Raw genomic sequence first — 22,036 nt, 5'->3', positions numbered from 1 at the left:
TCGAAGGCATGACGACGAACGACCACACCCCCACGACCGTGGAGTACGCACCCGAACCGCCGGCCAGGATGCAGTGGGCCCAGCTCGCCCCCGAGGTCTACAAGGCGATGATCCGCCTCGACACGGCGGCCAAGCAGGGCCTCGACCTCAAGCTGTACGAACTGGTGAAGATCCGTGCCTCGCAGATCAACCACTGCGCATTCTGCGTCGACATGCACACCAAGGACGCGCTCGCGGCGGGCGAGAGCGTCGAGCGGATCGTCCAGCTGAGCGCCTGGGAGGAGTCGCGGCACTTCTACACCGAGAAGGAACTCGCGGCGCTGGAGCTGACCGAGGCGGTGACCGTCCTGACCGACGGTTTCGTGCCCGACGCGGTGTACGAGAACGCCGCCAAGCACTTCGAGGAGGCCGAGCTGGCTCAGTTGATCTCGGCGATCGCGGTGATCAACGCGTGGAACCGGTTCGGGGTGACCTTCCGTATGGCCCCCGGGCACTACGAGCCGGGGCACCACAAGTGACGACGCCGCGTACGGGGCTCCGCGACCGGGCCGTCGGGCAGGCCGTGTCCGCGCTCGGCGCCGCCGCGAAGAAGGGGCTCGGCGACCCCGGCCTCGCCGAACTCGTCGTGATCCGGGCCTCGCAGCTCGACCACTGCGGGCGGGAGCGGGCCGCGCCGGCACTGACCGACGCGGTGACCGTCCTGACCGGCGGTTTCGTGCCCGACGCGGTGTACGAGCGGGCCGCCGTGCACTTCGACGAGGCCCGGCCGGCCCACCTCGTCGCGCTGGTCACCGCCATCGACAACGGGAACCGGGTCATGGTCGGCCGCCGTGTCCCACCGGGGGGTTGCACACCATGAGCAAGGTCGGGATCTTCCGCAGGCTCCACCACGGGCGGACACCGGACAACCCGCTGGTCCTCCCCGGCCCCTGGGACGCCGCCGCCGCCCGGGTCTTCGCCGAGGCCGGCTTCCCGGCGCTCGCGACGCCCAGCGCGGGGGTCGCCGCCTCGCTCGGGTACGAGGACGGGGCGACCCCCGCGGACGAGATGTTCGCGGCCGTCGCGCGGATCGTACGGGCCGTGGACGTACCGGTGTCCGCCGACGTCGAGGGCGGGTACGGGCTCGCGCCGAAGGAGCTGGTGGAGCGGCTGCTGGAGACGGGCGCCGTGGGCTGCAACCTCGAGGACTCGTCCGCGGGCGCCCTCAAGGACCCGCAGGAGCACGCCGACTGGCTCGCCGAGGTGCGGTACGCCGCCGGCGACTCGCTCTTCGTCAACGCCCGCGTCGACACGTTCATCAGGGGCGTCACCGATCCCGAACAGGCCATCCGGCGGGCCGCGTTGTACGTCGCCGCGGGTGCCGACTGCGTCTATCCGATCGGCGCCCCGACGACCGTACTGCCGCTGCTGCGCTCCGGCATCCAGGGACCGATGAACGTGTTCGCCGGGCTGGAGGGCGACGGCGAAAGCCCTTCGCCCACCGAACTGGGTGAACTCGGGGCGACCCGCGTCACGTTCGGCCCGGGGCTGCAACGCCGGGCCGCCCGGGCACTGCGCGAGATCGCCGCGGACCTGAGGCGGCGGGCATGAGGACAGCCACTTCCTCATCGCCTCCGCGATAGCGGACAGGGGCCGCCCGGAATGTCGGGCAGCCCCTGTCCGGGCCGGGCCGCGCCGCCTACTTGGGCAGCCACGCCCGCCAGGTCGACTCATGGCTGCCGACCCACTTCTTCGCCGCGTCCTGCGGGGACATCTTCTTGTCGGCGATGTCGAGGGAGACCTCGTTCTGGTCGGCCTCGCTCCACTCGAAGTTCTTCAGGAAGGCCGCCGCCTTGCCGCCCCGCTTGGCGAAGTCGGCGTTGAGGTACTTCTGCAGCGGCGTGTGCGGGTACGCGCACTTGATCTTCGCCAGGTCGGCGTCGCAGCCCTCCTTGTACTCGGGCAGCTTCACCTCCGTCATCGGCACCTTCTCGAACAGCCACTGCGGCTTGTACCAGTACGTCAGGAACGGCTTCTGCTGCTTGGCGAACTGCTCGATCTGGGTGATCTGCGCCGCCTCGGAGCCCGCGAAGACGACCTTGAAGTCCAGGCCGAGGTTCTTCACGAGGGCCTTGTCGTTCGTGACGTACGACGGGGAGCCGTCCATCAGCTGCCCCTGGCCGCCGCTCTCCGCGGTACGGAACTGGTCCGCGTACTTGTTGAGGTTCTTCCAGTCGGTGACGTCCGGGTGCTTCTTCGCGAAGTAGGTGGGGACGTACCAGCCGATGTGGCCGGTCACGCCGACGTCGCCGCCGGGCGCGATCGTCTTCTTCTCCTTGACGTACCGCTGCTCCTGTTCCGGGTGGCCCCAGTCCTCCATGATCGCGTCGACGCGGCCCTGGCTGAGGGCGTCCCAGGCCGGGACCTCGTCGATCTGGACCAGGTCGACGCGGTAGCCCAGCTCGTGCCTGAGCAGGTACTCGGCGACCGCCACGTCGGCCTGGGCGCCCACCCAGCTCTGGACGGAGAGCGTCACGCTCTTGGCACCCCCGGCGTTGGCGTACGGGGACGCCTGCTTGGTCATGTCGGCGGCGCCGCACCCGGACAGGGCCAGCAGGGCGCCGACCGCGGTCATGGCGCTCACCGCACGCGTACGTACGCGCATGTCACGCTCCCTTCTTCGCGCCGAGTTCCCGGCGTGCCGTGGGCTGCGTCACCCGGTCCAGCATCAGGCCGAGGCAGACGATGGCGACGCCGCCCACCATGCCGGTCGCCAGGTCGCCCTGCGCGATGCCGAACACGACGTCGTAGCCGAGCGCGCCACCGCCGACCAGAGCGCCGATGACGACGACGGCGAGGACCAGGACGACCGCCTGGTTCAGGGCGAGCAGGAGCGCGGGGCGGGCCAGCGGGAGCTGGACCTGGCGCAGTTGCTGCCAGCTGGTGGCGCCGAGCGAGCGCGAGGCCTCCATCGCGGCGCTGTCGACCTGGCGCAGGCCCTGCGTGGTGATGCGGATGACGGCGGGCAGCGCGTAGATGACGGCCGCGGCGACCGCGGGGGCCCGGCCGATGCCGAAGAGGGCGACGACCGGGATCAGGTACACGAACTGCGGCATCGTCTGGAAGACGTCGAGTACGGGGCGGAGCAGCCGCTCGAGGCGCCCGCTGCGGGCGGTCGCGATGCCGATCGCGAAGCCGAGGACGAGCGTGACGGCGACGGCCGCGAGGACCTGCGCGAGCGTGTCGAGGGACTTGTCCCACACGCCCAGGACGCCGATGCCGGCCATGGCGAGGACGGCGGTCAGGGCGGTCTGCCAGGTGCCGATCAGCCAGGCGAGGGCCGCGACCACCAGCAGCACCGACCACCAGGGCAGGTCCTGCAGTCCGTCGCGGACCGGGTCGAGGACCCAGGTGGTGAAGTGCGCGGCCCAGTCGGCGGTGCCGCCGACGACGGGCACGCCGGTGTAGAGGTGGTCGACCATCCAGTCCTTGGCGGTGTTGACCGGCTCGACGATGTCCACCGTCCAGCTCGCCGGCCATTCCAGACGGTCGGCGAACCGCACGGCGAGCGCGACGACGACGGTCACGGCGGCGGCCACGGCCCAGCCGCGCGGGCCGCGCAGCGGCGAGGTGTCCTCGGCGTGCGCGCCCAGGCGCTCACCGGCGGCGCCCGTCACGCGGTCGAGGACCACGGCGAGCAGCACGATCGGGATGCCGGCCGCGAGGGCGGCGCCGACGTCCACGGTCCCGAGGGCCTGGTAGACGCGGTCACCGAGACCGGCGCCACCGATCATCGAGGCGATGACGGCCATGGAGAGCGCCATCATGATCGTCTGGTTGAGGCCGAGCAGGAGTTCCTTGCGGGCCAGCGGGAGGCGGGCCGAGAAGAGGCGCTGACGAGCGGTGGCGCCGAGCGAGGTGACGGCCTCCAGCACGCCGCCGTCGGCGCCGCGCAGGCCGAGGGCGGTGAGCCGGGCCATCGGCGGAGCCGCGTACACGACGGTCGCGAGGACCGCGGCGGGCACGCCGATGCCGAAGACCAGGGCGACCGGCAGCAGGTAGGAGAAGGCCGGGAGGACCTGCATGGTGTCGAGGACCGGTCGCAGGATGCGGAAGATCCGGTCGTTGAGTCCGGCGGCGAGCCCCATGAGCATGCCGAGCACGACGGCGGCGATGACGGACACGACCATCAGGGCCAGCGTCTGCATCGTCGGCACCCACATGCCGAGCAGCCCGCACACGCCGAACGAGGCGGCCGTGAGGACGGCGAGGCGTACGCCCGCGACCCGCCAGGCGACCAGCGCGGCGCCGGCCACGACACCGGCCCAGCCGCCCGCGAGGAGCACCAGGTAGACGGCGCGTACCGACACCACGATGGCGTTGGAGACGTGCCCCAGGAAGTACGTGAACAGCCAGTGGCTGTCCCGGTTGTCGATGATCCAGTCGCTGGCCTTGCCGAGCGGCGAGGTCAGGTCGACGGTGAGGGCTCCGGGCCAGGCTCCGGAGGCCCACCTGGCGTCGGCGATCGGCACGAGCACGGCCGCGGCGACGGCGAGCAGCAGGATCTTGGCGACGGCACGGTGCTTGAGCAGGGCCCCGATTCCGGTATCTCGTACGGGACTCGAGGCGGTGACGGTGGCCATCAGGCGACCACCTCGCCGGTGTCCGGCTTCCGGGGGCCGGGTATCCCGGCGACGACGCCGAGCAGTTGCTCGTGGTCGACGACGCCGAGGCAGCGGCCCTCCTCCACGACGCGCACCGGGAAGCCGGAGCGGGTCACCGCCTCGATGGCCTCGGAGACGGTGGCGTCGGGCGCGATGGCCGCTCCCCTGGTCTCCTCGTCGGCGTCGGCGGGGCGCATGGCGGTGCGGACCTTCATGACGTCGGCGCGCGGCACGTCGCGGACGAAGTCGCGCACGTAGTCGTCGGCGGGCGAGCCGACGATCTCCTCGGGCGTGCCGAGCTGCACGATCTCGCCGTCGCGCATCAGCGCGATGCGGTCGCCGAGGCGCAGCGCCTCGTTGAGGTCGTGGGTGATGAAGACCATGGTGCGGCCCTCGTCGCGGTGCAGGCGGATGACCTCCTCCTGCATGTCCCGGCGGATCAGCGGGTCGAGCGCGCTGAACGGCTCGTCGAAGAGCAGGACCTCGGGGTCGACGGCGAGCGCGCGGGCCAGGCCGACGCGCTGCTGCTGGCCGCCGGAGAGCTGACCGGGCTTGCGCTGTTCGAGTTCGTCGAGGCCGACCTTCGCGACGACATCGAGTGCCTTCGCGCGTCGCTCGGCCTTCGCGACGCCCTGGATCTCCAGGCCGTACGCGACGTTGTCGAGGACGGTGCGGTGCGGAAGCAGGCCGAAGTGCTGGAAGACCATGGAGGCGCGGTTCCTGCGTAGTTCGCGAAGGCGGCCCTTGTCCATGGCGAGCACGTCCTCGCCGTCGATCGCGACGGCGCCGGAGGTCGGCTCGATGAGCCGGGTCAGGCAGCGCACCAGCGTGGACTTGCCGGAGCCGGACAGGCCCATGACGACGAAGACCTCGCCCTTGCGGACGTCGAAGGAGACGTCCCTGACGGCGGCGGTGCAGCCGGTGCGCTCGCGCAGTTCGGCGGGCGAGAGGCCGGCCAGTTCGGGGTCGGCGGGGATCTGGTCCGCCTTGGGGCCGAAGACCTTCCACAGGCCCTCGACGGAGAACACGGGGTCCGTGCTCGTCGGCGTTGTCGTCTGCGTGTCCATGGTCGTCGTCATCACGCACCACCTCCAAGGAGGTCGACGGCCCGTTCCCCGACCATCAACACCCCGATCATCGGGTTCACGGCCGGCATGGTCGGGAAAACGGACGCGTCGGCGATACGGATGCCGTCCAGTCCGCGGATCTTCAACTCGGGGTCGACGACGGCCGAGTGGTCGTCGGCGGCTCCCATCCGGCAGGTCCCCGCCGGGTGGTACACGGTGTGCGCGACCTTGCGGGCGTACTCGCTCAGCTCCTCGTCGCCCGTGACCTGCGGGCCCGGGGCCACCTCGCGCTTGAGCCAGCCGGCGAGCGGTTCGGTCGTGGCGATCTCACGGGCGATCTTGATGCCGTCGACGAGGGTGCGGCCGTCGTAGTCGTCCTCGTCGGTGAAGTACCGGAAGTCGAGGGCCGGCTTGACCGCCGGGTCGGCGCTGGTCAGGAACAGGCGGCCGCGGCTCTTCGGCTTGGGGATGTTCGGGGTCATCGAGACGCCGTGGGGCGGGCGTTCGTAGCCGAGGCGCTCCGGGTTGTCCGTGAAGGGGATCTGGTAGAAGTGGAACATCAGGTCGGGGCCCGCGTGTTCGGGGTCGCGGCGCACGAACAGGCCCGCGTCGGAGTCCATCGCGGAGTTCTCCGGAATGGGGCCCTCGGTCTCCCAGACGATCACCGACTCGGGGTGGTCGAGCAGGTTCTCGCCGACGCCCGGCAGGTCGTGCACGACGGGGATGCCGAGCGCCTCCAGGTCGGCCTTCGGGCCGATGCCGGAGTGCAGCAGCAGGCGGGGCGAGTCGACGGCGCCCGCGCACAGCAGGACCTCGTTGCGGGCCCGTACGAGGATGTCCTCGCCGTCCTTGGTGCGGACGTGCACGCCTTCGGCGCGGGTGCCGTCGAGCCGCAGCTTGTACGCCCAGGTCTCCAGCATGATGTGGAGGTTGGGCCGTTCGTCCATCACGGGGTGCAGGTACGCCACCGACGCCGACGAGCGCTTGTTGTTCTCGGGGTGGTAGGCGAGGTCGAAGAAGCCGACGCCGTCGTTGAACGGCTTCTTGTTGAAGCCCTCGACGCGGGGGACGTCGAGCGCCTTCTCGGCCGCGTCGACGAAGTCGCGGGCGATGGCGTTCCGGTCCTTCTCGTCGACCGGGACGATGTTGTTCTTCAGCCGCGCGAAGTAGGCCTCCATCGGCACCGCGCCCCAGCCCTTGGCGCCGGCCGCCTCCCACTCGTCCCAGTCGGACGGCAGCGGCTTGAAGGCGATCAGGGTGTTGTGCGAGGAACACCCGCCGAGGACGCGGGCGCGGCTGTGCCGGATGTGGGAGTTGCCGCGCAGCTGCTCGGTGGTGGGGTAGTCGTAGTCGAGTTCGCCGCCGAGCAGACCCATCCAGCGGCGCAGGGTCAGGACGTCGTCTCTGTCGACGTCGCTGGGGCCGCCCTCGATGACGGCGACCGTGACGTCGGGGTTCTCGGTGAGGCGGGAGGCGATGACGGATCCTGCGGTGCCGCCGCCTATCACGACATAGTCGTACTCGTGTTGGTGCATGGGGGGACTCCAGGGGCTTGCGAGGGAGGGGGTCAGCCGGCGAACCAGCGGACGGGCTTGGGCGCGAGGTTCTGGTAGACGTGCTTGGTCTCGCGGTACTCGGCGAGTCCGGCGGGGCCCAGTTCGCGGCCCGTTCCGCTCTTGCCGTAGCCGCCCCACTCCGCCTGGGGGAGGTAGGGATGGAAGTCGTTGATCCAGACCGTGCCGTGCCGCAGTCGGCCCGCGACCCTGCGGGCCCGGCCGGCGTCGGTGGTCCAGACGCCGCCGGCGAGGCCGTACTCGGTGTCGTTGGCGAGGGCGACGGCCTCGTCCTCGGTGCGGAAGGTCTCGACGGTGAGGACGGGGCCGAAGACCTCCTCCCGGACGACCTTCATGTCGCGGTGGCAGTGGTCGAGGACGGTCGGCTCGTAGAAGTAGCCGTTCTCCGGCCTTTCCGGTGACGGTGCGGGCCGCTTGCCGCCGGAGCGCAGCACCGCGCCCTCGGCGAGCGCGGAGTCGACGTACGACTCGACCTTGGCGCGCTGCTGCTCGGAGACGAGCGGGCCGCACTCGACGCCGTCGGCGGTGCCGCGGCCGAGGCGGATACGGTCCGCCCTGCGGGCGAGTTCGGCGACGAAACGGTCCCGGACGCTCTCCTCGACGATGAGGCGGGCGCCCGCCGAGCAGACCTGGCCGCTGTGGATGAAGGCCGCGTTGAGGGCCTGGTCGACGGCGGTGTCGAAGGCCTCCTCGGTGGCGCAGGCGTCGGCGAAGACGACGTTGGGGTTCTTGCCGCCGAGTTCGAGGGCGACCTTCTTGACGCTCGGGGCGGCGGCCTGGGCCACCTTGGTGCCGCTGACCAGGCCGCCGGTGAAGGAGACGAGGTCGACGTCGGGGTGCTCGGCGAGCCGGGCGCCGACCGAGTGGCCGGGGCCGGTGACGATGCCCGCGACCCCGGCGGGCAGGCCGGCCTCCGCCAACAGGTCGATCAGGGCGACGGTCGTCAGCGGGGTGATCTCGCTCGGCTTGACCACGAAGGTGTTGCCGGCCGCGAGCGCCGGGGCGATCTTCCAACTGGCCTGGAGAAGCGGGTAGTTCCAGGGCGTGATCAGCGCGCACACGCCGAGGGGCTCGTGCACGACCACGCTGTGGATGTCGGGCGAGCCCGCGTCGACGACCCGGCCCGGGGCCTCGGCGGCGACGAGGTCGGCGAAGTAGCGGAAGGCGTCGGCGACGCAGTCGATGTCGACGCGGCCCTCCTCGACGGTCTTGCCCGCGTCCCGGCTCTCCAGCAGGCCGAGTTCTTCGCGGTCGCGTACGAGGAGATCGGCGACGCGGCGCAGCAGCGCGGCGCGTTCGGCGGCGGGGGTGCGCGGCCAGTCGCCGTGGTCGAATGCCTGCCGGGCGGCCGCGACCGCCAGGTCGGTGTCCTTCTCGTCACCCTCCGCGATCAGGGCGAACGGCAGGGCGTCCGCGGGGTCGATGATCTCGCGCGTGGCGCCGGAGACGGCTTCTAGCCACTCCCCGTCCACGTGGATGGTCTTCCGCGCCTGGAGTTCTGGTGTGTCCGCCATGATCGGGTTTGCCTTCCGTTCCTGTTCAGTGCCCCTGTGTCACAGGCGTGTCACTCACCGGGACCGTGAGCGCATGCCCTTCCGTTGCGATTGCATGCGCAATCCATGGCCGAAAGTGGGCTGTGTCACTGAACATGCGGGCGAACAGGACGAACCGCGCACTGAGGGACGACGCGCGGGTGAGGCACGGCACGCGGCCGCTGCCATGGAGATGTGCGGGTCGCTCCGATGTGCGGCGGGTCAGTCGATGTCGAACGAGCCGGACGCCGGTGCGCACTGTCCCAGCGGCGGGCAGAACCAGTCCACGGCCGTGGTGAGCAGTTCCAGTTCGTCGGCCCGGCCGTCGGCGTCGGGGCCGTAGGCGGCGATGGCGTAGATGTTGCCGTCCGGCGCCACGAACCGCTCGTCGTAGACGTGCCAGGTGCCGACGTCCGGCTCGCCCTTGATGGTGTCGGCGAGGTACTCCAGCCGTGAGCCCGTGAACCCGCTGTCGTCGTCGAGGGTCTCCAGGGACAGCTTCTCGAACCCGGCCGGCTTGGCGGTCTCCTCCGACAGGTACAGCCTGAACGACGCGTCCGGCGACTCCTCCGACACCTGGTAGACCTGCAGCCGGCGTTGGCCGTCGGCACTGCGGTAGTTGACGACGGCGATCCCGAACTGGGAGTCCAGTGTGGTACGCGCCCACCCCTGGGGGATAGCGATCCGGAACCCCTCGGCGTCCACGTACTCCTCGTATCCGGCGGGGAGTTCGGGCGCGGAGACCGTGGGCGAGGCGGACTCCTCGGTGGGTGTCGGGCTCGGGTCGTTCTGCTGCGAGACCTCGCCCGTCGGGGACTGCGACCCGCCGGTGGCGGCCGTCGGCTCGTCGTCCCCGCCGACGACCGTCGTCAGCACCAGGCTCACGGCGACACCGACGGCAGCCGCCCCGATCAGCACGGACCACACGAGCCGCCGGCTCATGCCGCGGGCGGGAGCGGACGGGGCGGTCTGCCCTGCGGGCGGCCACGATCCACTGGGCCACTGGGCCGGAGGCCACTCGCCGCTGCCTCCGGCGTCCTGCGCCGCCGAAGGCATACCGCCGCCCGCGGTCTGCGTCGGGGGCCACGCCGCGTGGTCATGGTCCGCGGCCTGCCGGGCTGCCGGCTCGGGCCGGTCGGCGGGCCGGGACGGCGAGGCAGGAGAGCCGGCGGGGGAAGCGGACCCGTCCGCGGCGGGCACCGGCCCCGCGGACACCGCCGGGCCCCCCGCCGCCTCGGCCGCCCCCGCCGCCGGACGGTCCCCGGTCTCCGCTGCCGCCGCCCCCGTCGAGGCCGCCGTGGGCCACGCCGGCGCGAACCCCGGCCGGGCCGGTGGTGGCGGTGTTGCCGGCGACGGGAGATCGGGCCCGGTGCCGTCGCCCTCCTCCCAGCGCTGGGTCTCCTCGTTCCAGTACCGCGTTCCCCCGCTGCCGCTCATCCCGCCCCTCTCACAGCCCCAGAAGACCGGCGACGGCCCCGGCGGACGCGATCAGGCCGACCAGGGCCTGCGAGTCGGTGAGCAGCTGCCGCAGCCGGTCGAGGCGGGACGGGCCCGCCTGTCCGGTGCGGGTGATCTCGTCCTCGGTCTCGGCCAGCGCCTCGTCCAGGGTGGCCGTCTCCTCGCTGGCCCGCACCCGGGTCAGGTCGGCGCGCAGCTCGCGCACCGCCTTCAGGAGTTCCTCGGCGGCCTGGTCGCGCTGTACGGCCGTCCCGTGGTGGCTCTCGGCGTGCGCGTGGCTGCCGATGGCGAAGGTGCTGTGCGAGACGTCGCCGATGTTGACCTTCGGCTCATCCGTTGCCATCGGTGGGGGTTCCCTTCTGCGGCGCGGCGCCGCCGGTCGTGGTCGAGGAGGACGCGGACGCGTGGCTGCCGACCGCGAAGGTGCTGTCCGAGATCCGGTCGATGTTCACGCCGCCCTTGCTGATGTTGACGATCTTCTGGACGAACTCGCCGGTCTGGTAACCGGAGTCGGCGAGCGCGGCCCGCACGCCGTTCGCGACGCGGTCCTGCACGCTCTTGAGGTACCGGGCGACGTCCATCTCCTGGAACAGGGACCCGGTGTCCACCGAACCCGCCTCGCGCACGGACACGGCCGGCCCGTCGGGCAGCTCGCCCGCGTGCCCGCCGGTGAGCAGCCGCCAGACGTACGCCAGTCCCCTGCCCAGCGTGGCCAGGGAGCCGATCGCGGAGCCCGGCACCCGGACCATCGCCCAGGCCCCTTTGCCGAGCGCGCTGTTGTTGCGGAAGCGGTGGGCGGCGCGGTCGGCGTTCTTGAATTCCTCGCGCACCGGCGTGAGGACGTGCGGTGCGACCTCCAGCATCAGCATGCGGCCCTGGGTGTGGATGCGCACTAACACCGTGACGACCACTTCCTCCTCCCAGCCGCCGACGCGGATGCGCAGGAAGTGCCGGCGCTTCTCGGCACCCTCCTCGACCGCTCGCGCCCGGTGCTCCTCGAACGCCTGCGGGGTGTAGGGCGCTTCCTCGCGCCGCCGCAGCCCTTCCGCGGGCAGGAACACGCACTCGTCGATCTCCAGCCGGCGCAGCCGGTCGCGTCCCAGGTTTCCCGCGTACTCGGCGGGCAGGCGCAGCTGTTCGAGCAGGGTCCGGATCTTCTCCAGGACCGTGCGGTTGCCGAGCGGCTGCTGCTTCTTCATCTCGTCGGGGCGCAGTTCGACGGCGAGGACCCAGGTGTCGTAGGCCGCGCCGGCGCCGCAGAACGGCCGCGCCGCGTGGTACATGATCAGCGGCGCGTGCTGTTCCAGCCGGATGCGCTCCTTCAGCCGCTGGAAGCGCTGCCCCTCGGCCCGCTCGGCGGGGTCGCCCGCGGCGTCGGGGAAGCGCTGCGGGGACAGCTCGGCGGCCATCACCCGGGCGAACTGGCCGCGCTGGGCGGCGATGCACAGCGCGATCAGGACGAACATCACGAGCGTGGCCCAGGCCCGCCAGGGCTCGATGAAGCTGTCGAGGTTGTCGAAGTCGGGCACCACCGCGTCGGAGAAGCCCGGCGAGTCGGAGAAGCTGTCGCCGTACAGGCCGGTGGAGTCGTACGAGTCGTAGGACGAGCCGTACGTATCACTGTCGTCCGTGCCGCCGAACGCCCCGACCGTCACGAGGACCAGCAGAAGCGCGAACATGACGCGGCCCCACCAGCGGAGCAGGAAGGCGGGCACCCTGCGGTACAGCGGTGGCTGCTGCCCGCGTCCCCGGATCCAGCCGGCGACCGCGAGGTACAGGCTGGGCCACAGGAAGAGGCCCAGCACACCCCCGGTCAGCACGGTCCCGACCACCCACAGCCCCAGGATCGCCCCGGCCCACATCAGCTCCTGGCGCCGGGCCCGCAGGGCGTGCGCGAGGACGCGGGCGGCGTCGAAGCCGAGCGAAGGGGCCACGATCCGCTGCTCTTTGAGATGCAGTTCCTCGATGACCTGGTCGCGGTACCCGGAGTCGAGATAGGTACCCGCGCACAGCAGCCGGGTCGCCTCGCTGGCGTGCGGCGCGGTGGGCGGCGGTTCGGCCGGCGGTGTGCCGGCGGGTGTCTGCTGTGGTTGCTGTGGTTGCTGCGGCACGTACGCGGTGCTCACGCCATTCCCCCGATGCGTGGAAAACCCTTGCTCATGATGTTGTTGACAAACCATCAGCATAGAGGGACGGGTGGGGCCGGCGGAACCGGAATGTCACGCCCGGTGCTCCACCCCTCACTCGTCATGCCCGCAGGCTACGGGCCGCCACTGACATCGGCCCGCGAACCGTGGACCCCCGCGGATTCTTTGACTACAGTCAAAGAAGTATGAAGCCAGTGTCGATGGACGACGTGACGGCCCTGCGCCGCTTCAACCGCTACTTCACGCGCCGCATCGGCGTCCTGGACGACCACTACCTCGGCCAGGACCGTCCGCTCGGTGAGGCCCGGCTGCTGTTCGAGATCCACGAGAGCGCGTCCGGGGCGTCCCTGCGGGAGCTCAGGACGCGGCTCGGTCTGGACGCCGGGTATCTGAGCCGGATGGCGAAGGCCCTGGAGGCGCAGGGCCTGGTCCGCACGAGCGCGCACCCCGACGACAACCGGCTGCGCAGGGTGGAACTGACCCCCGCGGGCCGCGCCGAGGTCAGGGAGCAGAACCGCAGGGCGGGCGCCCTCGCCGCCGGTCTGCTCGAAGGCCTCGCCCCCGGCCAGCGGGCCGAGCTGACCGGTGCGCTGGCCACCGCGCAGCGCCTGCTGCGGCTGGCCGCCATCACCGTCGCCCTCGTCCCCGGCGCCTCCTCCGATGCCCGTACCTGCCTGGACGCGTACGCCGCCGACATCGGCGCCCGCTTCCCGGAGGGCTTCGACCGGTCCGCTCTCGTACGGCCCGAGGAGGTGTCCGGCGACGCCGGTGCCTTCTTCGTCGCGTACGAGGAGAACCGCCCGGTGGGCTGCGGGGCGCTGCGCCGGCTGGAGCCGGGGGTGGGCGAGATCCGGCACGTGTGGGTGCACCCGGACGCCCGCCGCCTGGGGCTCGCCCGACGGCTGCTCACGGCGCTGGAGGGCGAGGCGGCCGCGCGGGGCTTCGGCGCCGTACGACTGGACACGCACGCGTCGCTCACCGAGGCACAGGCGATGTACCGGGCCTGCGGGTACCGGGAGATCCCCCGCTACGACGACAACGCGTACGCGGCCCACTGGTTCGAGAAGCGCCTCGGCCGGCGGTGACCCGGAAGACGGCGCGGGCCCCGTTCCGGTCGGTACCGGAACGGGGCCCGTGCGGGGTCCTGACGAGGCGGCTCGGACGAGCCGTTCGGCTCAGAGCAGGCCGAGGCCGCGCACCGCGTCGCGCTCCTCCGCCAGTTCCTGCACGGAGGCGTCGATGCGGGTGCGGGAGAACGCGTTGATGTCCAGGCCCTGGACGATCTCGTACGTGCCGTCCTTGGTGGTGACCGGGAAGGAGGAGATCAGGCCCTCCGGGACGCCGTAGGAGCCGTCCGACGGGATGCCCATGGAGGTCCAGTCGCCCTCGGCGGTGCCGTTGACCCAGGTGTAGACGTGGTCGATGGCGGCGTTGGCGGCGGAGGCCGCGGAGGACGCGCCACGGGCCTCGATGATCGCGGCGCCGCGCTTGGCGACGGTCGGGATGAAGTCCTCGGCCAGCCACTTCTCGTCGCTGACGACCTCGGCGGCGTTCTTGCCGCCGACCGTGGCGTGGAAGATGTCGGGGTACTGGGTGGCGGAGTGGTTGCCCCAGATGGTCAGGCGCTTGATGTCGGCGACCGTCGAGCCCGTCTTCTTCGCGAGCTGGGTCAGCGCGCGGTTGTGGTCCAGGCGGGTCATCGCGGTGAAGCGCTCGGCCGGTACGTCGGGGGCGGCGGCCTGCGCGATGAGCGCGTTGGTGTTGGCCGGGTTGCCGACGACGAGGACCTTGATGTCGTCCGCCGCGTTGTCGTTGATGGCCTTGCCCTGCGGCTTGAAGATGCCGCCGTTGGCCTCCAGGAGGTCACCGCGCTCCATGCCCTTGGTGCGGGGGCGGGCGCCCACGAGGAGGGCGACGTTGGTGCCGTCGAAGGCGACGTTCGGGTCGTCCGTGATGTCGATGCCCTGGAGCAGCGGGAAGGCGCAGTCGTCGAGTTCCATCGCGGTGCCCTCGGCGGCCTTCAGCGCGGGGGTGATCTCCAGGAGGCGCAGCCTGACCGGCACGTCCGCGCCGAGCAGCTGGCCGGAGGCGATGCGGAAGAGCAGGGCGTAACCGATCTGGCCGGCCGCGCCGGTGACGGTGACGTTCACGGGAGTGCGGGTCATGGCGTTCTCCGTATGACAGCTGGCGGTGGGGCGTCCCTGCCCCGGACGTTTGATCGATCTCTTGGCGTCAAGAGAGATCAGCGGTCAGGCTACCGCGCATCCGGGATGTCGGACGTCCGGGGTTGTGTGGCCCACCCCACAGAGCCCTCCCGGCAACCCGTGCGCACAAAGCGGCGGCCGCCCGTCCGGGAGAGGGGGGACGAAGGCGGCCGCCGTTCGGGGGGTACCGGTTGCCGGACTCCCGTGGGGGTAACGTTCGCGTGCCCGCGATTGGGGCGGGCATGCGCGTCTGACCCGGATTGTTTTCCCGCTACTTCGTGCACCCCTCCCGACCCGAGGCCAGCGTCGCGCAGGCCTCCGCCTCTCCCGCGTCCTTCACGGCCACCATCGGCGTGTAGGTGATGGTGTCCCCGGCCGCCGTGATGGTGCCGGTCTGCTCCTCGGCCTTCCCCGCGGTCACCCGCACCTCGTCGCCCTGAGCGGCCTGCGTGATGCGTCCCCAGGCCGCGCCACAGGTCTCGCTGTAGCGGACCTCGACGACGGTGGTGCCGACGGTCGCGGTCTTGGCCGTGGTGACGAGGTCACCGCTGCAGCCCATGCTCTCCGCGTCCTTGCCGGTGCAGGAGTCGCCGCTGCACTTCACCCCGGCCGGCAGGTCGGGATCGGTGCTGACCGGCGGTGTCGGCGAAGCGGCGACGTCTTCCTTCTTGCCGCCGTCCCCGCCGTCCGTGAGGACGTACGCGGCCCCCATCACCACGACCACCCCGACGACGCCCGCGAGGAACATCGTCAGCCGCCGTTTGCCGCGCGCACCGCGGGAGGAGCGGCCACGGCCCGGACGAGGACCCTGCGGCGGGTCGCCGTACGGGCTCGCCGGCGCGGGAGTCCGCACCGGACCGTCGCCCGATGCCGAACCCGAAGCCGAACCCGAAGCCCGGGATCCGGCGCCCGCACCCGCACCCGCACCCGAACTCCGCCCCCCGGTCGGCGCCGGCCGCTGGTACCCCGCCAGGCCCCACGAGTTGGCGCCCGAGGAGGAACCGGACGAGCTTGAGGACCCGCCGGACGAACCGCCCGGGGACCCGCCCGGAGGAAGGACGTCCCGTACGCCGCCCGCCGAGTCCCGGGCGTCCGGTGCCGTCGGCTGCGTCGGCACCGACGGGACGACACCGGCCGGTCCGGCGATGCCGGGCGTGGCCGTGGCGCTGCTGCTCCTGCGGGCCGTCTTGCTGCCCTGGGCACCCGCCGCGGGCGCGCCGAGCTCGCCCAGCGCGGCGCGTGCCTGAGAGATCCGGATGGCCTCCATGGTCATGTCGTGGCGCATCTCCGAGCGGCTCCAGGCGCGCTCGGCGAGCTCCCACATCGTCGTCAGATGCATGGGATTGGTGCCGGTGACCTCGGCCAGGGCGACGATCGCGCCCTTCGGCGCGAGCAGCCGGCCGTTGAGATAACGCTCCCAGGACGTCTTGCTGTAACCCGTGCGGTCGGCCACCGCGGCGATGCTCAGGCCGCTGCGGTCCACGAGCCGCCGCAATTGGCTTGCGAACTCTCTGACCTGCGGATCGAGCTCGTCGGGCAAGGCCCTCCAACGAGGCATTGCTACCCCCCTCTTCCCCCCGGTTGTGCTGGTTGTTCTCCGCTTTTCCCCGTGCGTGGTGCCTGTGCCGAGTCCCCGTTGTGGCTACCCACAGGGATGCGCTCAGTCAGGATCTCAGTTCCCGGGGTGGGGGCGCACGGGTGCATCGTGGCCGCGGGCATGCACCGTTGCACGCCCACCGGGCCGAGGTCCAGTACGCCGACGTTCGGAAAAGGACACGCTAGCGCCGATGTAGAACGACTTCGTGCCAAATCCCCGAACTTGTCAATACATCGACATGAGTGTCACACACCGGAAATACCGCCTGTCACGCAGGTCTTCGATTCACCCGAACGCCACGGTGCCGACGACGCCGACCAACACCGTGAGAAGGAGCAGCAGCACGGCGGACAGCAGCAGTCGCCCGGACCGTCCGCGACTGTCTTCCGCCGGGGGCGCGTCCCACCACGGCAGCGTGGGGTCGTCCTCGTACTCCTCGCCCTCGCTGCCGTCCGGGCCGCTCCCGCCGGGTTGCGCGGGCACCGTCACCGGGCGGGGCCACGCCTGGACCGCCAGCTCCCAGCGCACTCCGAAACGTTCGGCGTCCGTGCCGTCGAGCCCCGCGATCCGGCACAGCGCGTCGACGGCCTGCCGGGGCGGCGGCTGGGTGGCGTTGAGATAGCGGTGCCAGGAGGACTTGCTGTAGGCGGTGCGGGCGCCGAGGGCGACCAGACTGAGTCCCGTGCGGTCCTTCAGGAGCCGCAACCGCTCCACGAAGTGCCGCACCTCCGGCGGCAGATCGTCCGGCAACGGCTGCCAGGTACCCATCGGCCACCTCCCCTCGGGACCCCGATCGTGAGCAGGTGACGACGTCACAGGGCTGATCGGTTCCCGGGTCCGGCCCGACTGTCGCAAGGCCCGGACACCGTGGCGGAACGGTCACTTCCGTGCCACAGCGCACGGACAGCCATTGAACAGGCCGTTCACCGTGCAGGAGTGTGGTGTGCGGCGGTGGCCCGTCCTTGCTCGGGGGAGGGGGCGGGCCACCGCCGTACGCCACCGGTCAACTGACCGTGAAGTGCAGCGTGTCCTTCAGGAACGGGATCACCAGCCAGGGCTTCGGCTGCACCATCATCGCCAGCAGGACGATCACGAGGCCGAGCACGCCGTACGTGACGATGTCGGTGAAGCGGGATCGCACCGCGAGCATGCCGACGTCCGGCAGCAGCCAGCGCAGCGCCCCGCCGGCCAGCAGGGCGACGCCGAGCAGGAGGATGCCGACGCGGAACAGGTCGAAGGCGGTCAGCAGCAGTCCGAGCCCCGCCATCGCCAGCACGGCGAGGACCGGCCACTGCCGGGCCGGCGCCGGGGCGTCGCTCGGTGCGGCCCGGCCGCCGCCCTCGGGACGCGCGGTGTCCCGTGTGAACAGGGGGAAGCGGCGGGTCGTCCGGCGCGGCTTCCCGTCGGCGTCGGGGGCGCTGACGGGGTCCCGCACCTCGATCTCGTCGGTGCCCTCGGCGGCCTCGGCCGTGCCCGGCCTGCCGGGCTTGCTCTCAGCCGACACTGCGCTCCGCCGCCTCGACCACGTTGACGAGCAGCTGCGCGCGGGTCATCGGGCCGACGCCGCCGGGGTTGGGTGAGATCCAGGCGGCCACCTCGGCGACGTCCGGGTGGACGTCCCCGACGATCTTGCCCTCGGCGCTGCGCGAGACGCCGACGTCCAGGACGGCCGCGCCCGGCTTGACGTCCTCGGCGCGGATCAGGTGGGCGGAACCGGCCGCGGCGACGATGATGTCGGCGCGCTTCAGGTGCGCCGACAGGTCGCGCGTACCGGTGTGGCACTGGGTCACCGTGGCGTTCTCGCTGCGGCGCGTGAGCAGCAGCGGCATCGGCCGGCCGATGGTCACGCCACGGCCGACCACCACGACCTCGGCACCCTTGATCTCGACGCCGTGGCGGCGCAGCAGGGTCAGGACGCCGTTCGGGGTACAGGGCAGCGGGGCGGGCTCGTTGAGGACGAGGCGGCCGAGATTCATCGGGTGCAGGCCGTCGGCGTCCTTGTCCGGGTCCATCAGCTCCAGGATCCGGTTCTCGTCGATGCCCTTGGGGAGCGGCAGCTGGACGATGTAGCCGGTGCAGGCCGGGTCCTCGTTCAGTTCGCGGACGGCGGCCTCGATCTCCTCCTGGGTCGCCGTGGCGGGCAGTTCACGCTGGATGGAGGCGATGCCGACCTGAGCGCAGTCGCGGTGCTTGCCGGCGACGTACTTCTGGCTGCCGGGGTCTTCCCCGACGAGGATCGTTCCGAGGCCGGGCGTGACCCCCTTCTCCTTCAGGGCCGCCACGCGGACGGTCAGATCGGACTTGATCGCGGCTGCGGTGGCCTTGCCATCGAGAATCTGGGCGGTCATACCCCCATCCTCGCGGATGACCCGGTCCTGGTTCCAATCCGGGTGCCACCGGACAGCAGGCCGCCCGGCCGCCCGTATCCCACCATGATCGGCGATGTTGCACTTGCACAACACATACCGAATGCGGCTGGACAACAACTCGCCGCCCTAGAACCATGTGTGGCGCAGTTCGCGGTTGTTGTTCGGGGGGCAAACCGCTCAGAAACATGACGTTCCTCCGCGCAGTCCGCATTGTCCCCAGCTTGCGCAACGGAGGAAACCCCATGAGTTTCGGCTCGCCCAACAACCCGTACGGTCAGCCGCAGGACCCCCAGCAGCCGCAGCAGCCCCAGCAGCCGGGCTACGGCTACCCCCAGCAGGGCCAGCAGCAGCCCTACGGCTACCCGCAGCAGGCCCCGCAGGGCGTCCCGCCGCAGCAGGGATACGGCTACCCGCAGGCGCCGCAGGCCCCGGCCGGTTACGGCTACCCGCAGCAGCCGGGTTACGGCATGCCGCCGTCGTACGCGAACTGGGGCCAGCGCTTCCTGGGCACCCTCGTGGACGGCCTCGTCCTGATGATCCCGTACGTCTTCGTGATCATCGACGTCAGCGCCCAGACCGGGTTCCTGTCGATCATCGGCGGCCTCGGCGTCATCGGCATCGCGATCTGGATGCTGATCCAGGAGGGCCGCACCGGCCAGACGCTCGGCAAGAAGACGCTCGGCATCCGCCTCGTGCGGGAGAGCGACGGCCAGCCGCTCGGCGTCGGCATGGCGTTCGTCCGCCGTATCGCGCACTTCCTGGACAGCCTGGCGTGCTACCTCGGCTGGCTGTGGCCGGCATGGGACGCCAAGCGTCAGACGTTCGCCGACAAGGTCTGCTCGTCCATCGTGATCCGCTCGAACTGAGCACCGTTCACACATCTCACGGCGGGTCGCCACGACGCCTCCCGCCATCCTTCGCGGGACTGACATCCCTGAGCTCACGCCCGAACCGCCCGTACGCGGAACGAACCGTGTACGGGCGGCGGGGGTCAGCGGTCAGTGGAAGAAGTGCCGCGTCCCCGTGAAGTACATCGTCACGCCGGCCTTCTTCGCCGCCTCGACCACGAGCTCGTCGCGCACCGAACCACCGGGCTGGACAACGGCCTTGACGCCGGCCTCGGTGAGGATCTCCAGGCCGTCGGGGAAGGGGAAGAAGGCGTCCGAGGCGGCGTAGGAGCCGGTGGCTCGCTCCGCGCCCGCGCGCTCGACCGCGAGCTTCGCGGAGTCGACGCGGTTGACCTGGCCCATGCCGACGCCGACCGAGGCGCCGTCCTTGGCGAGGAGGATGGCGTTGGACTTCACGGCACGGCAGGCCTTCCACGCGAAGGCGAGGTCGGACAGCTCCTCCGCGCTCAGCGCCTCGCCCGTCGCCAGGGTCCAGTTGGCGGGGTCGTCGCCGTCGGCCTGGAGGCGGTCCGTCACCTGGAGGAGGACGCCGCCGTCCACCGGCTTGAGCTCGGCCGGGGTGGAGGGGGCACCGGAGGCCTTCAGGACGCGGATGTTCTTCTTCTTGGCGAGGGCCTCGAGCGCACCGTCCTCGTAGTCGGGCGCCACGATGACCTCGGTGAAGATCTCGGCGACCTGCTCGGCCATCTCCTTCGACACCGGACGGTTGACGGCGATCACCCCGCCGAACGCCGACAGCGGGTCGCAGGCGTGCGCCTTGCGGTGCGCCTCGGCGACGTCCGCTCCGATGGCGATACCGCAGGGGTTGGCGTGCTTGATGATCGCGACGCAGGGCTCGTCGTGGTCGTACGCGGCACGGCGGGCGGCGTCCGTGTCCGTGTAGTTGTTGTACGACATCTCCTTGCCGTGCAGCTGCTCGGCCTCGGCCAGGCCGCCGCCGGTGCCGTCGACGTAGAGGGCGGCCGGCTGGTGCGGGTTCTCGCCGTAGCGGAGGGTGTTCTTGCGCTCCCAGGTCGCGCCCAGGAAGTCGGGGAACTGGGAGTCGTCGACGGGGGCGTAGGAGGAGGCGAACCAGGACGCCACCGCCACGTCGTACGACGCCGTGTGCTGGAAGGCCTCCGCCGCCAGGCGCTTGCGGGTGACGAGGTCGAACCCGCCGTCCTTGACGGCCGTGAGGACGTCCGCGTACCGCGCCGGGCTGGTCACGACCGCCACCGACGGGTGGTTCTTCGCCGCCGCGCGCACCATCGACGGACCGCCGATGTCGATCTGCTCCACGCACTCGTCGGGGGAGGCGCCGGAGGCGACCGTCTCGCGGAACGGGTAGAGGTTGACCACGACCAGGTCGAACGGCTCCACGCCCAGCTCGGCGAGCTGGCGCCGGTGGTCCTCCAGGCGGAGGTCCGCGAGGATGCCCGCGTGGACCTTCGGGTGCAGCGTCTTGACGCGGCCGTCCAGGCACTCGGGGAAGCCCGTGAGCTCCTCGACCTTGGTGACCGGGACGCCGGCGGCGGCGATGCGGGAGGCGGTCGACCCGGTGGAGACGAGCTCCACGCCCGCCTCGTGCAGGCCGCGTGCGAGGTCTTCGAGGCCCGTCTTGTCGTAGACGCTGACGAGCGCCCGTCGGATGGCCCGCTTGTTGCTCTCGGCGGTCACTGGATAACTACCTTTCGTCCCTCGATGCGATAGCCGTTGCGGGCGAGCCGCCCCACGACATCGACGAGCAGCTTTCGCTCGACTTCCTTGATGCGCTCGTGCAGAGCGACACCTTCGTCCTCGTGGTCCTCTTCCCGGACCTCGACCACGCCCTGAGCGATGATCGGTCCGGTGTCGACGCCGTCGTCGACGAAGTGGACGGTGCAGCCGGTGACCTTGGCGCCGTACGCGAGCGCGTCACGGACGCCGTGGGCGCCGGGAAAGCTGGGGAGAAGCGCGGGGTGGGTGTTCACGAACCGCCCGCCGAAGCGGGCCAGGAACTCCTTGCCCACGATCTTCATGAAACCGGCGGACACGACGAGGTCGGGCTCGTAGGCGGCCACGGCCTCGGCAAGGGCCGTGTCCCACTCGTCACGGGTGGCGTGGTCCTTCACCCGGCACACGAAGGTGGGGATCCCGGCGCGCTCGGCGCGGGCCAGCCCCTCGATGCCCGCGCGGTCCGCACCGACGGCGACGATCTCGGCGCCGTAGGCCTCGGGGCCGGCGGTCGCGATGGCGTCGAGCAGCGCCTGCAGGTTGGTACCGGAACCGGAGACCAGCACGACGAGGCGCTTGGCCACGGGCTTGGCGGCCACGGTGAGGCCCTTTCTCGGGGGTGCGTTTGTATGGTCGTACGAATGCTTCGCGCCCCGGAATACGGGGAAGTCTACGAAGCGGCCGACCGTCAGCAACGATACCGGCACAGCGGGCGGCCCCCACGGGACGGGGGCGTGGCCGGAAGGTAGCGTCTGGCAGGAGCGGGCTCGGGAACGCGGTGGTAATGCGGTGCGTTCTCCACGTGACAGCTCAGGACAGACAGCCGTATCACCTAGGGGAAGACG

At 71.4% G+C, this 22,036-nt stretch carries 20 protein-coding genes; 5 read left to right on the top strand and 15 right to left on the bottom strand.

Annotated elements, in window-relative coordinates; genetic code table 11:
- Positions 1–8: 8 nt before the first annotated feature.
- The 3 genes from ACZ5XS_RS00585 to ACZ5XS_RS00575 are packed head-to-tail and all read left to right on the top strand — an operon-like array spanning position 9 to position 1,590.
- The gene (locus ACZ5XS_RS00585; RefSeq protein WP_468646975.1) at positions 9–518 is read left to right on the top strand and encodes a carboxymuconolactone decarboxylase family protein; all 510 of its coding nucleotides are present in this window, start codon (positions 9–11) and stop codon (positions 516–518) included.
- Positions 515–859, top strand: a complete 345-nt coding sequence (locus ACZ5XS_RS00580) for a carboxymuconolactone decarboxylase family protein (RefSeq protein ID WP_468646974.1) — start codon at positions 515–517, stop codon at positions 857–859. Before ACZ5XS_RS00585 ends, ACZ5XS_RS00580 begins: the two co-directional genes overlap by 4 nt.
- Entirely contained in the window at positions 856–1,590 is a 735-nt protein-coding gene (locus tag ACZ5XS_RS00575) for an isocitrate lyase/PEP mutase family protein (protein ID WP_468646973.1), read from the top strand. The genes ACZ5XS_RS00580 and ACZ5XS_RS00575 overlap by 4 nt, the downstream gene beginning before the upstream one ends.
- A gap of 88 nt (positions 1,591–1,678) precedes the next feature.
- On the opposite strand, the gene ACZ5XS_RS00570 is transcribed toward ACZ5XS_RS00575, so the two are convergent.
- From ACZ5XS_RS00570 to ACZ5XS_RS00535, 8 genes are all read right to left on the bottom strand, one after another.
- Positions 1,679–2,644: an ABC transporter substrate-binding protein gene (locus ACZ5XS_RS00570; protein ID WP_468646972.1), complete on the bottom strand. Its 966-nt coding sequence runs from the start codon at positions 2,642–2,644 to the stop codon at positions 1,679–1,681.
- Between the two features lies 1 nt (position 2,645).
- On the bottom strand, positions 2,646–4,622 hold the full coding sequence (locus ACZ5XS_RS00565; protein ID WP_468646971.1) for an ABC transporter permease: 1,977 nt from the start codon (positions 4,620–4,622) through the stop codon (positions 2,646–2,648).
- Positions 4,622–5,722: a quaternary amine ABC transporter ATP-binding protein gene (locus ACZ5XS_RS00560; RefSeq protein WP_468646969.1), complete on the bottom strand. Its 1,101-nt coding sequence runs from the start codon at positions 5,720–5,722 to the stop codon at positions 4,622–4,624. The genes ACZ5XS_RS00565 and ACZ5XS_RS00560 overlap by 1 nt, the downstream gene beginning before the upstream one ends.
- Positions 5,722–7,245, bottom strand: a complete 1,524-nt coding sequence (locus ACZ5XS_RS00555; RefSeq protein ID WP_468646967.1) for a GMC family oxidoreductase — start codon at positions 7,243–7,245, stop codon at positions 5,722–5,724. The genes ACZ5XS_RS00560 and ACZ5XS_RS00555 overlap by 1 nt, the downstream gene beginning before the upstream one ends.
- 32 nt (positions 7,246–7,277) lie before the next feature.
- The gene (locus ACZ5XS_RS00550) at positions 7,278–8,798 is read right to left on the bottom strand and encodes an aldehyde dehydrogenase family protein (RefSeq protein WP_468646966.1); all 1,521 of its coding nucleotides are present in this window, start codon (positions 8,796–8,798) and stop codon (positions 7,278–7,280) included.
- A 240-nt stretch (positions 8,799–9,038) separates the two neighbouring features.
- Complete coding sequence (locus ACZ5XS_RS00545; RefSeq protein WP_468646964.1) at positions 9,039–10,253, bottom strand: hypothetical protein; 1,215 nt, start codon at positions 10,251–10,253, stop codon at positions 9,039–9,041.
- A 10-nt stretch (positions 10,254–10,263) separates the two neighbouring features.
- Positions 10,264–10,617: a hypothetical protein gene (locus ACZ5XS_RS00540; protein ID WP_217235120.1), complete on the bottom strand. Its 354-nt coding sequence runs from the start codon at positions 10,615–10,617 to the stop codon at positions 10,264–10,266.
- Positions 10,604–12,400 carry a COX15/CtaA family protein gene (locus ACZ5XS_RS00535; RefSeq protein WP_468646963.1) on the bottom strand — a complete coding sequence of 599 codons (1,797 nt, stop codon included), beginning with the start codon at positions 12,398–12,400 and terminating at the stop codon, positions 10,604–10,606. Before ACZ5XS_RS00535 ends, ACZ5XS_RS00540 begins: the two co-directional genes overlap by 14 nt.
- Positions 12,401–12,606: 206 nt before the next feature.
- Here ACZ5XS_RS00535 and ACZ5XS_RS00530 point away from each other — a divergent pair, with 206 nt between their 5' ends.
- Entirely contained in the window at positions 12,607–13,506 is a 900-nt protein-coding gene (locus ACZ5XS_RS00530) for a bifunctional helix-turn-helix transcriptional regulator/GNAT family N-acetyltransferase (RefSeq protein WP_468646961.1), read from the top strand.
- Between the two features lie 90 nt (positions 13,507–13,596).
- On the opposite strand, the gene ACZ5XS_RS00525 is transcribed toward ACZ5XS_RS00530, so the two are convergent.
- From ACZ5XS_RS00525 to ACZ5XS_RS00505, 5 genes are all read right to left on the bottom strand, one after another.
- The gene (locus ACZ5XS_RS00525; RefSeq protein WP_468646960.1) at positions 13,597–14,586 is read right to left on the bottom strand and encodes a malate dehydrogenase; all 990 of its coding nucleotides are present in this window, start codon (positions 14,584–14,586) and stop codon (positions 13,597–13,599) included.
- Between the two features lie 310 nt (positions 14,587–14,896).
- The gene (locus ACZ5XS_RS00520; protein WP_468646959.1) at positions 14,897–16,165 is read right to left on the bottom strand and encodes an XRE family transcriptional regulator; all 1,269 of its coding nucleotides are present in this window, start codon (positions 16,163–16,165) and stop codon (positions 14,897–14,899) included.
- 342 nt (positions 16,166–16,507) lie between these two features.
- Complete coding sequence (locus ACZ5XS_RS00515; protein ID WP_468646958.1) at positions 16,508–16,990, bottom strand: helix-turn-helix domain-containing protein; 483 nt, start codon at positions 16,988–16,990, stop codon at positions 16,508–16,510.
- A gap of 235 nt (positions 16,991–17,225) precedes the next feature.
- Entirely contained in the window at positions 17,226–17,726 is a 501-nt protein-coding gene (locus tag ACZ5XS_RS00510; protein WP_468646956.1) for a DUF3017 domain-containing protein, read from the bottom strand.
- On the bottom strand, positions 17,716–18,570 hold the full coding sequence (locus tag ACZ5XS_RS00505) for a bifunctional methylenetetrahydrofolate dehydrogenase/methenyltetrahydrofolate cyclohydrolase (RefSeq protein WP_468646954.1): 855 nt from the start codon (positions 18,568–18,570) through the stop codon (positions 17,716–17,718). The genes ACZ5XS_RS00510 and ACZ5XS_RS00505 overlap by 11 nt, the downstream gene beginning before the upstream one ends.
- 263 nt (positions 18,571–18,833) lie before the next feature.
- Here ACZ5XS_RS00505 and ACZ5XS_RS00500 point away from each other — a divergent pair, with 263 nt between their 5' ends.
- Positions 18,834–19,457, top strand: coding sequence for an RDD family protein (locus ACZ5XS_RS00500; RefSeq protein ID WP_468646953.1), 624 nt, complete (start codon positions 18,834–18,836; stop codon positions 19,455–19,457).
- Positions 19,458–19,589: 132 nt separating this feature from the next.
- Here ACZ5XS_RS00500 and purH read toward each other — a convergent pair whose 3' ends face one another.
- Both purH and purN read right to left on the bottom strand, forming a co-directional pair.
- Positions 19,590–21,155 carry a bifunctional phosphoribosylaminoimidazolecarboxamide formyltransferase/IMP cyclohydrolase gene (gene purH / locus ACZ5XS_RS00495; protein ID WP_468646951.1) on the bottom strand — a complete coding sequence of 522 codons (1,566 nt, stop codon included), beginning with the start codon at positions 21,153–21,155 and terminating at the stop codon, positions 19,590–19,592.
- Positions 21,152–21,790 (bottom strand): phosphoribosylglycinamide formyltransferase, encoded by a 639-nt coding sequence (purN, locus tag ACZ5XS_RS00490; protein WP_468646950.1) that lies wholly within the window; start codon positions 21,788–21,790, stop codon positions 21,152–21,154. The genes purH and purN overlap by 4 nt, the downstream gene beginning before the upstream one ends.
- Between the last annotated feature and the right edge of the window lie 246 nt (positions 21,791–22,036).

It is taken from the genome of Streptomyces sp. NPDC033131 (assembly GCF_055578365.1).
Note: the sequence above shows the minus strand (reverse complement) of the source record. Positions and strands in the feature narration are given on the sequence as shown.

Excerpts from the sequence above, each read along its gene's own strand:
- ACZ5XS_RS00530 (WP_468646961.1), top strand. The coding sequence starts at position 12,607 with ATGAAGCCAGTGTCGATGGACGACGTGACGGCCCTGCGCCGCTTCAAC.
- ACZ5XS_RS00505 (WP_468646954.1), bottom strand. The coding sequence starts at position 18,570 with ATGACCGCCCAGATTCTCGATGGCAAGGCCACCGCAGCCGCGATCAAG.
- ACZ5XS_RS00525 (WP_468646960.1), bottom strand. The coding sequence starts at position 14,586 with ATGACCCGCACTCCCGTGAACGTCACCGTCACCGGCGCGGCCGGCCAG.
- ACZ5XS_RS00515 (WP_468646958.1), bottom strand. The coding sequence starts at position 16,990 with ATGGGTACCTGGCAGCCGTTGCCGGACGATCTGCCGCCGGAGGTGCGG.
- ACZ5XS_RS00560 (WP_468646969.1), bottom strand. The coding sequence starts at position 5,722 with ATGACGACGACCATGGACACGCAGACGACAACGCCGACGAGCACGGAC.
- ACZ5XS_RS00555 (WP_468646967.1), bottom strand. The coding sequence starts at position 7,245 with ATGCACCAACACGAGTACGACTATGTCGTGATAGGCGGCGGCACCGCA.
- ACZ5XS_RS00565 (WP_468646971.1), bottom strand. The coding sequence starts at position 4,622 with ATGGCCACCGTCACCGCCTCGAGTCCCGTACGAGATACCGGAATCGGG.
- ACZ5XS_RS00500 (WP_468646953.1), top strand. The coding sequence starts at position 18,834 with ATGAGTTTCGGCTCGCCCAACAACCCGTACGGTCAGCCGCAGGACCCC.
- ACZ5XS_RS00550 (WP_468646966.1), bottom strand. The coding sequence starts at position 8,798 with ATGGCGGACACACCAGAACTCCAGGCGCGGAAGACCATCCACGTGGAC.
- ACZ5XS_RS00585 (WP_468646975.1), top strand. The coding sequence starts at position 9 with ATGACGACGAACGACCACACCCCCACGACCGTGGAGTACGCACCCGAA.
- ACZ5XS_RS00570 (WP_468646972.1), bottom strand. The coding sequence starts at position 2,644 with ATGCGCGTACGTACGCGTGCGGTGAGCGCCATGACCGCGGTCGGCGCC.
- ACZ5XS_RS00540 (WP_217235120.1), bottom strand. The coding sequence starts at position 10,617 with ATGGCAACGGATGAGCCGAAGGTCAACATCGGCGACGTCTCGCACAGC.
- ACZ5XS_RS00545 (WP_468646964.1), bottom strand. The coding sequence starts at position 10,253 with ATGAGCGGCAGCGGGGGAACGCGGTACTGGAACGAGGAGACCCAGCGC.
- ACZ5XS_RS00575 (WP_468646973.1), top strand. The coding sequence starts at position 856 with ATGAGCAAGGTCGGGATCTTCCGCAGGCTCCACCACGGGCGGACACCG.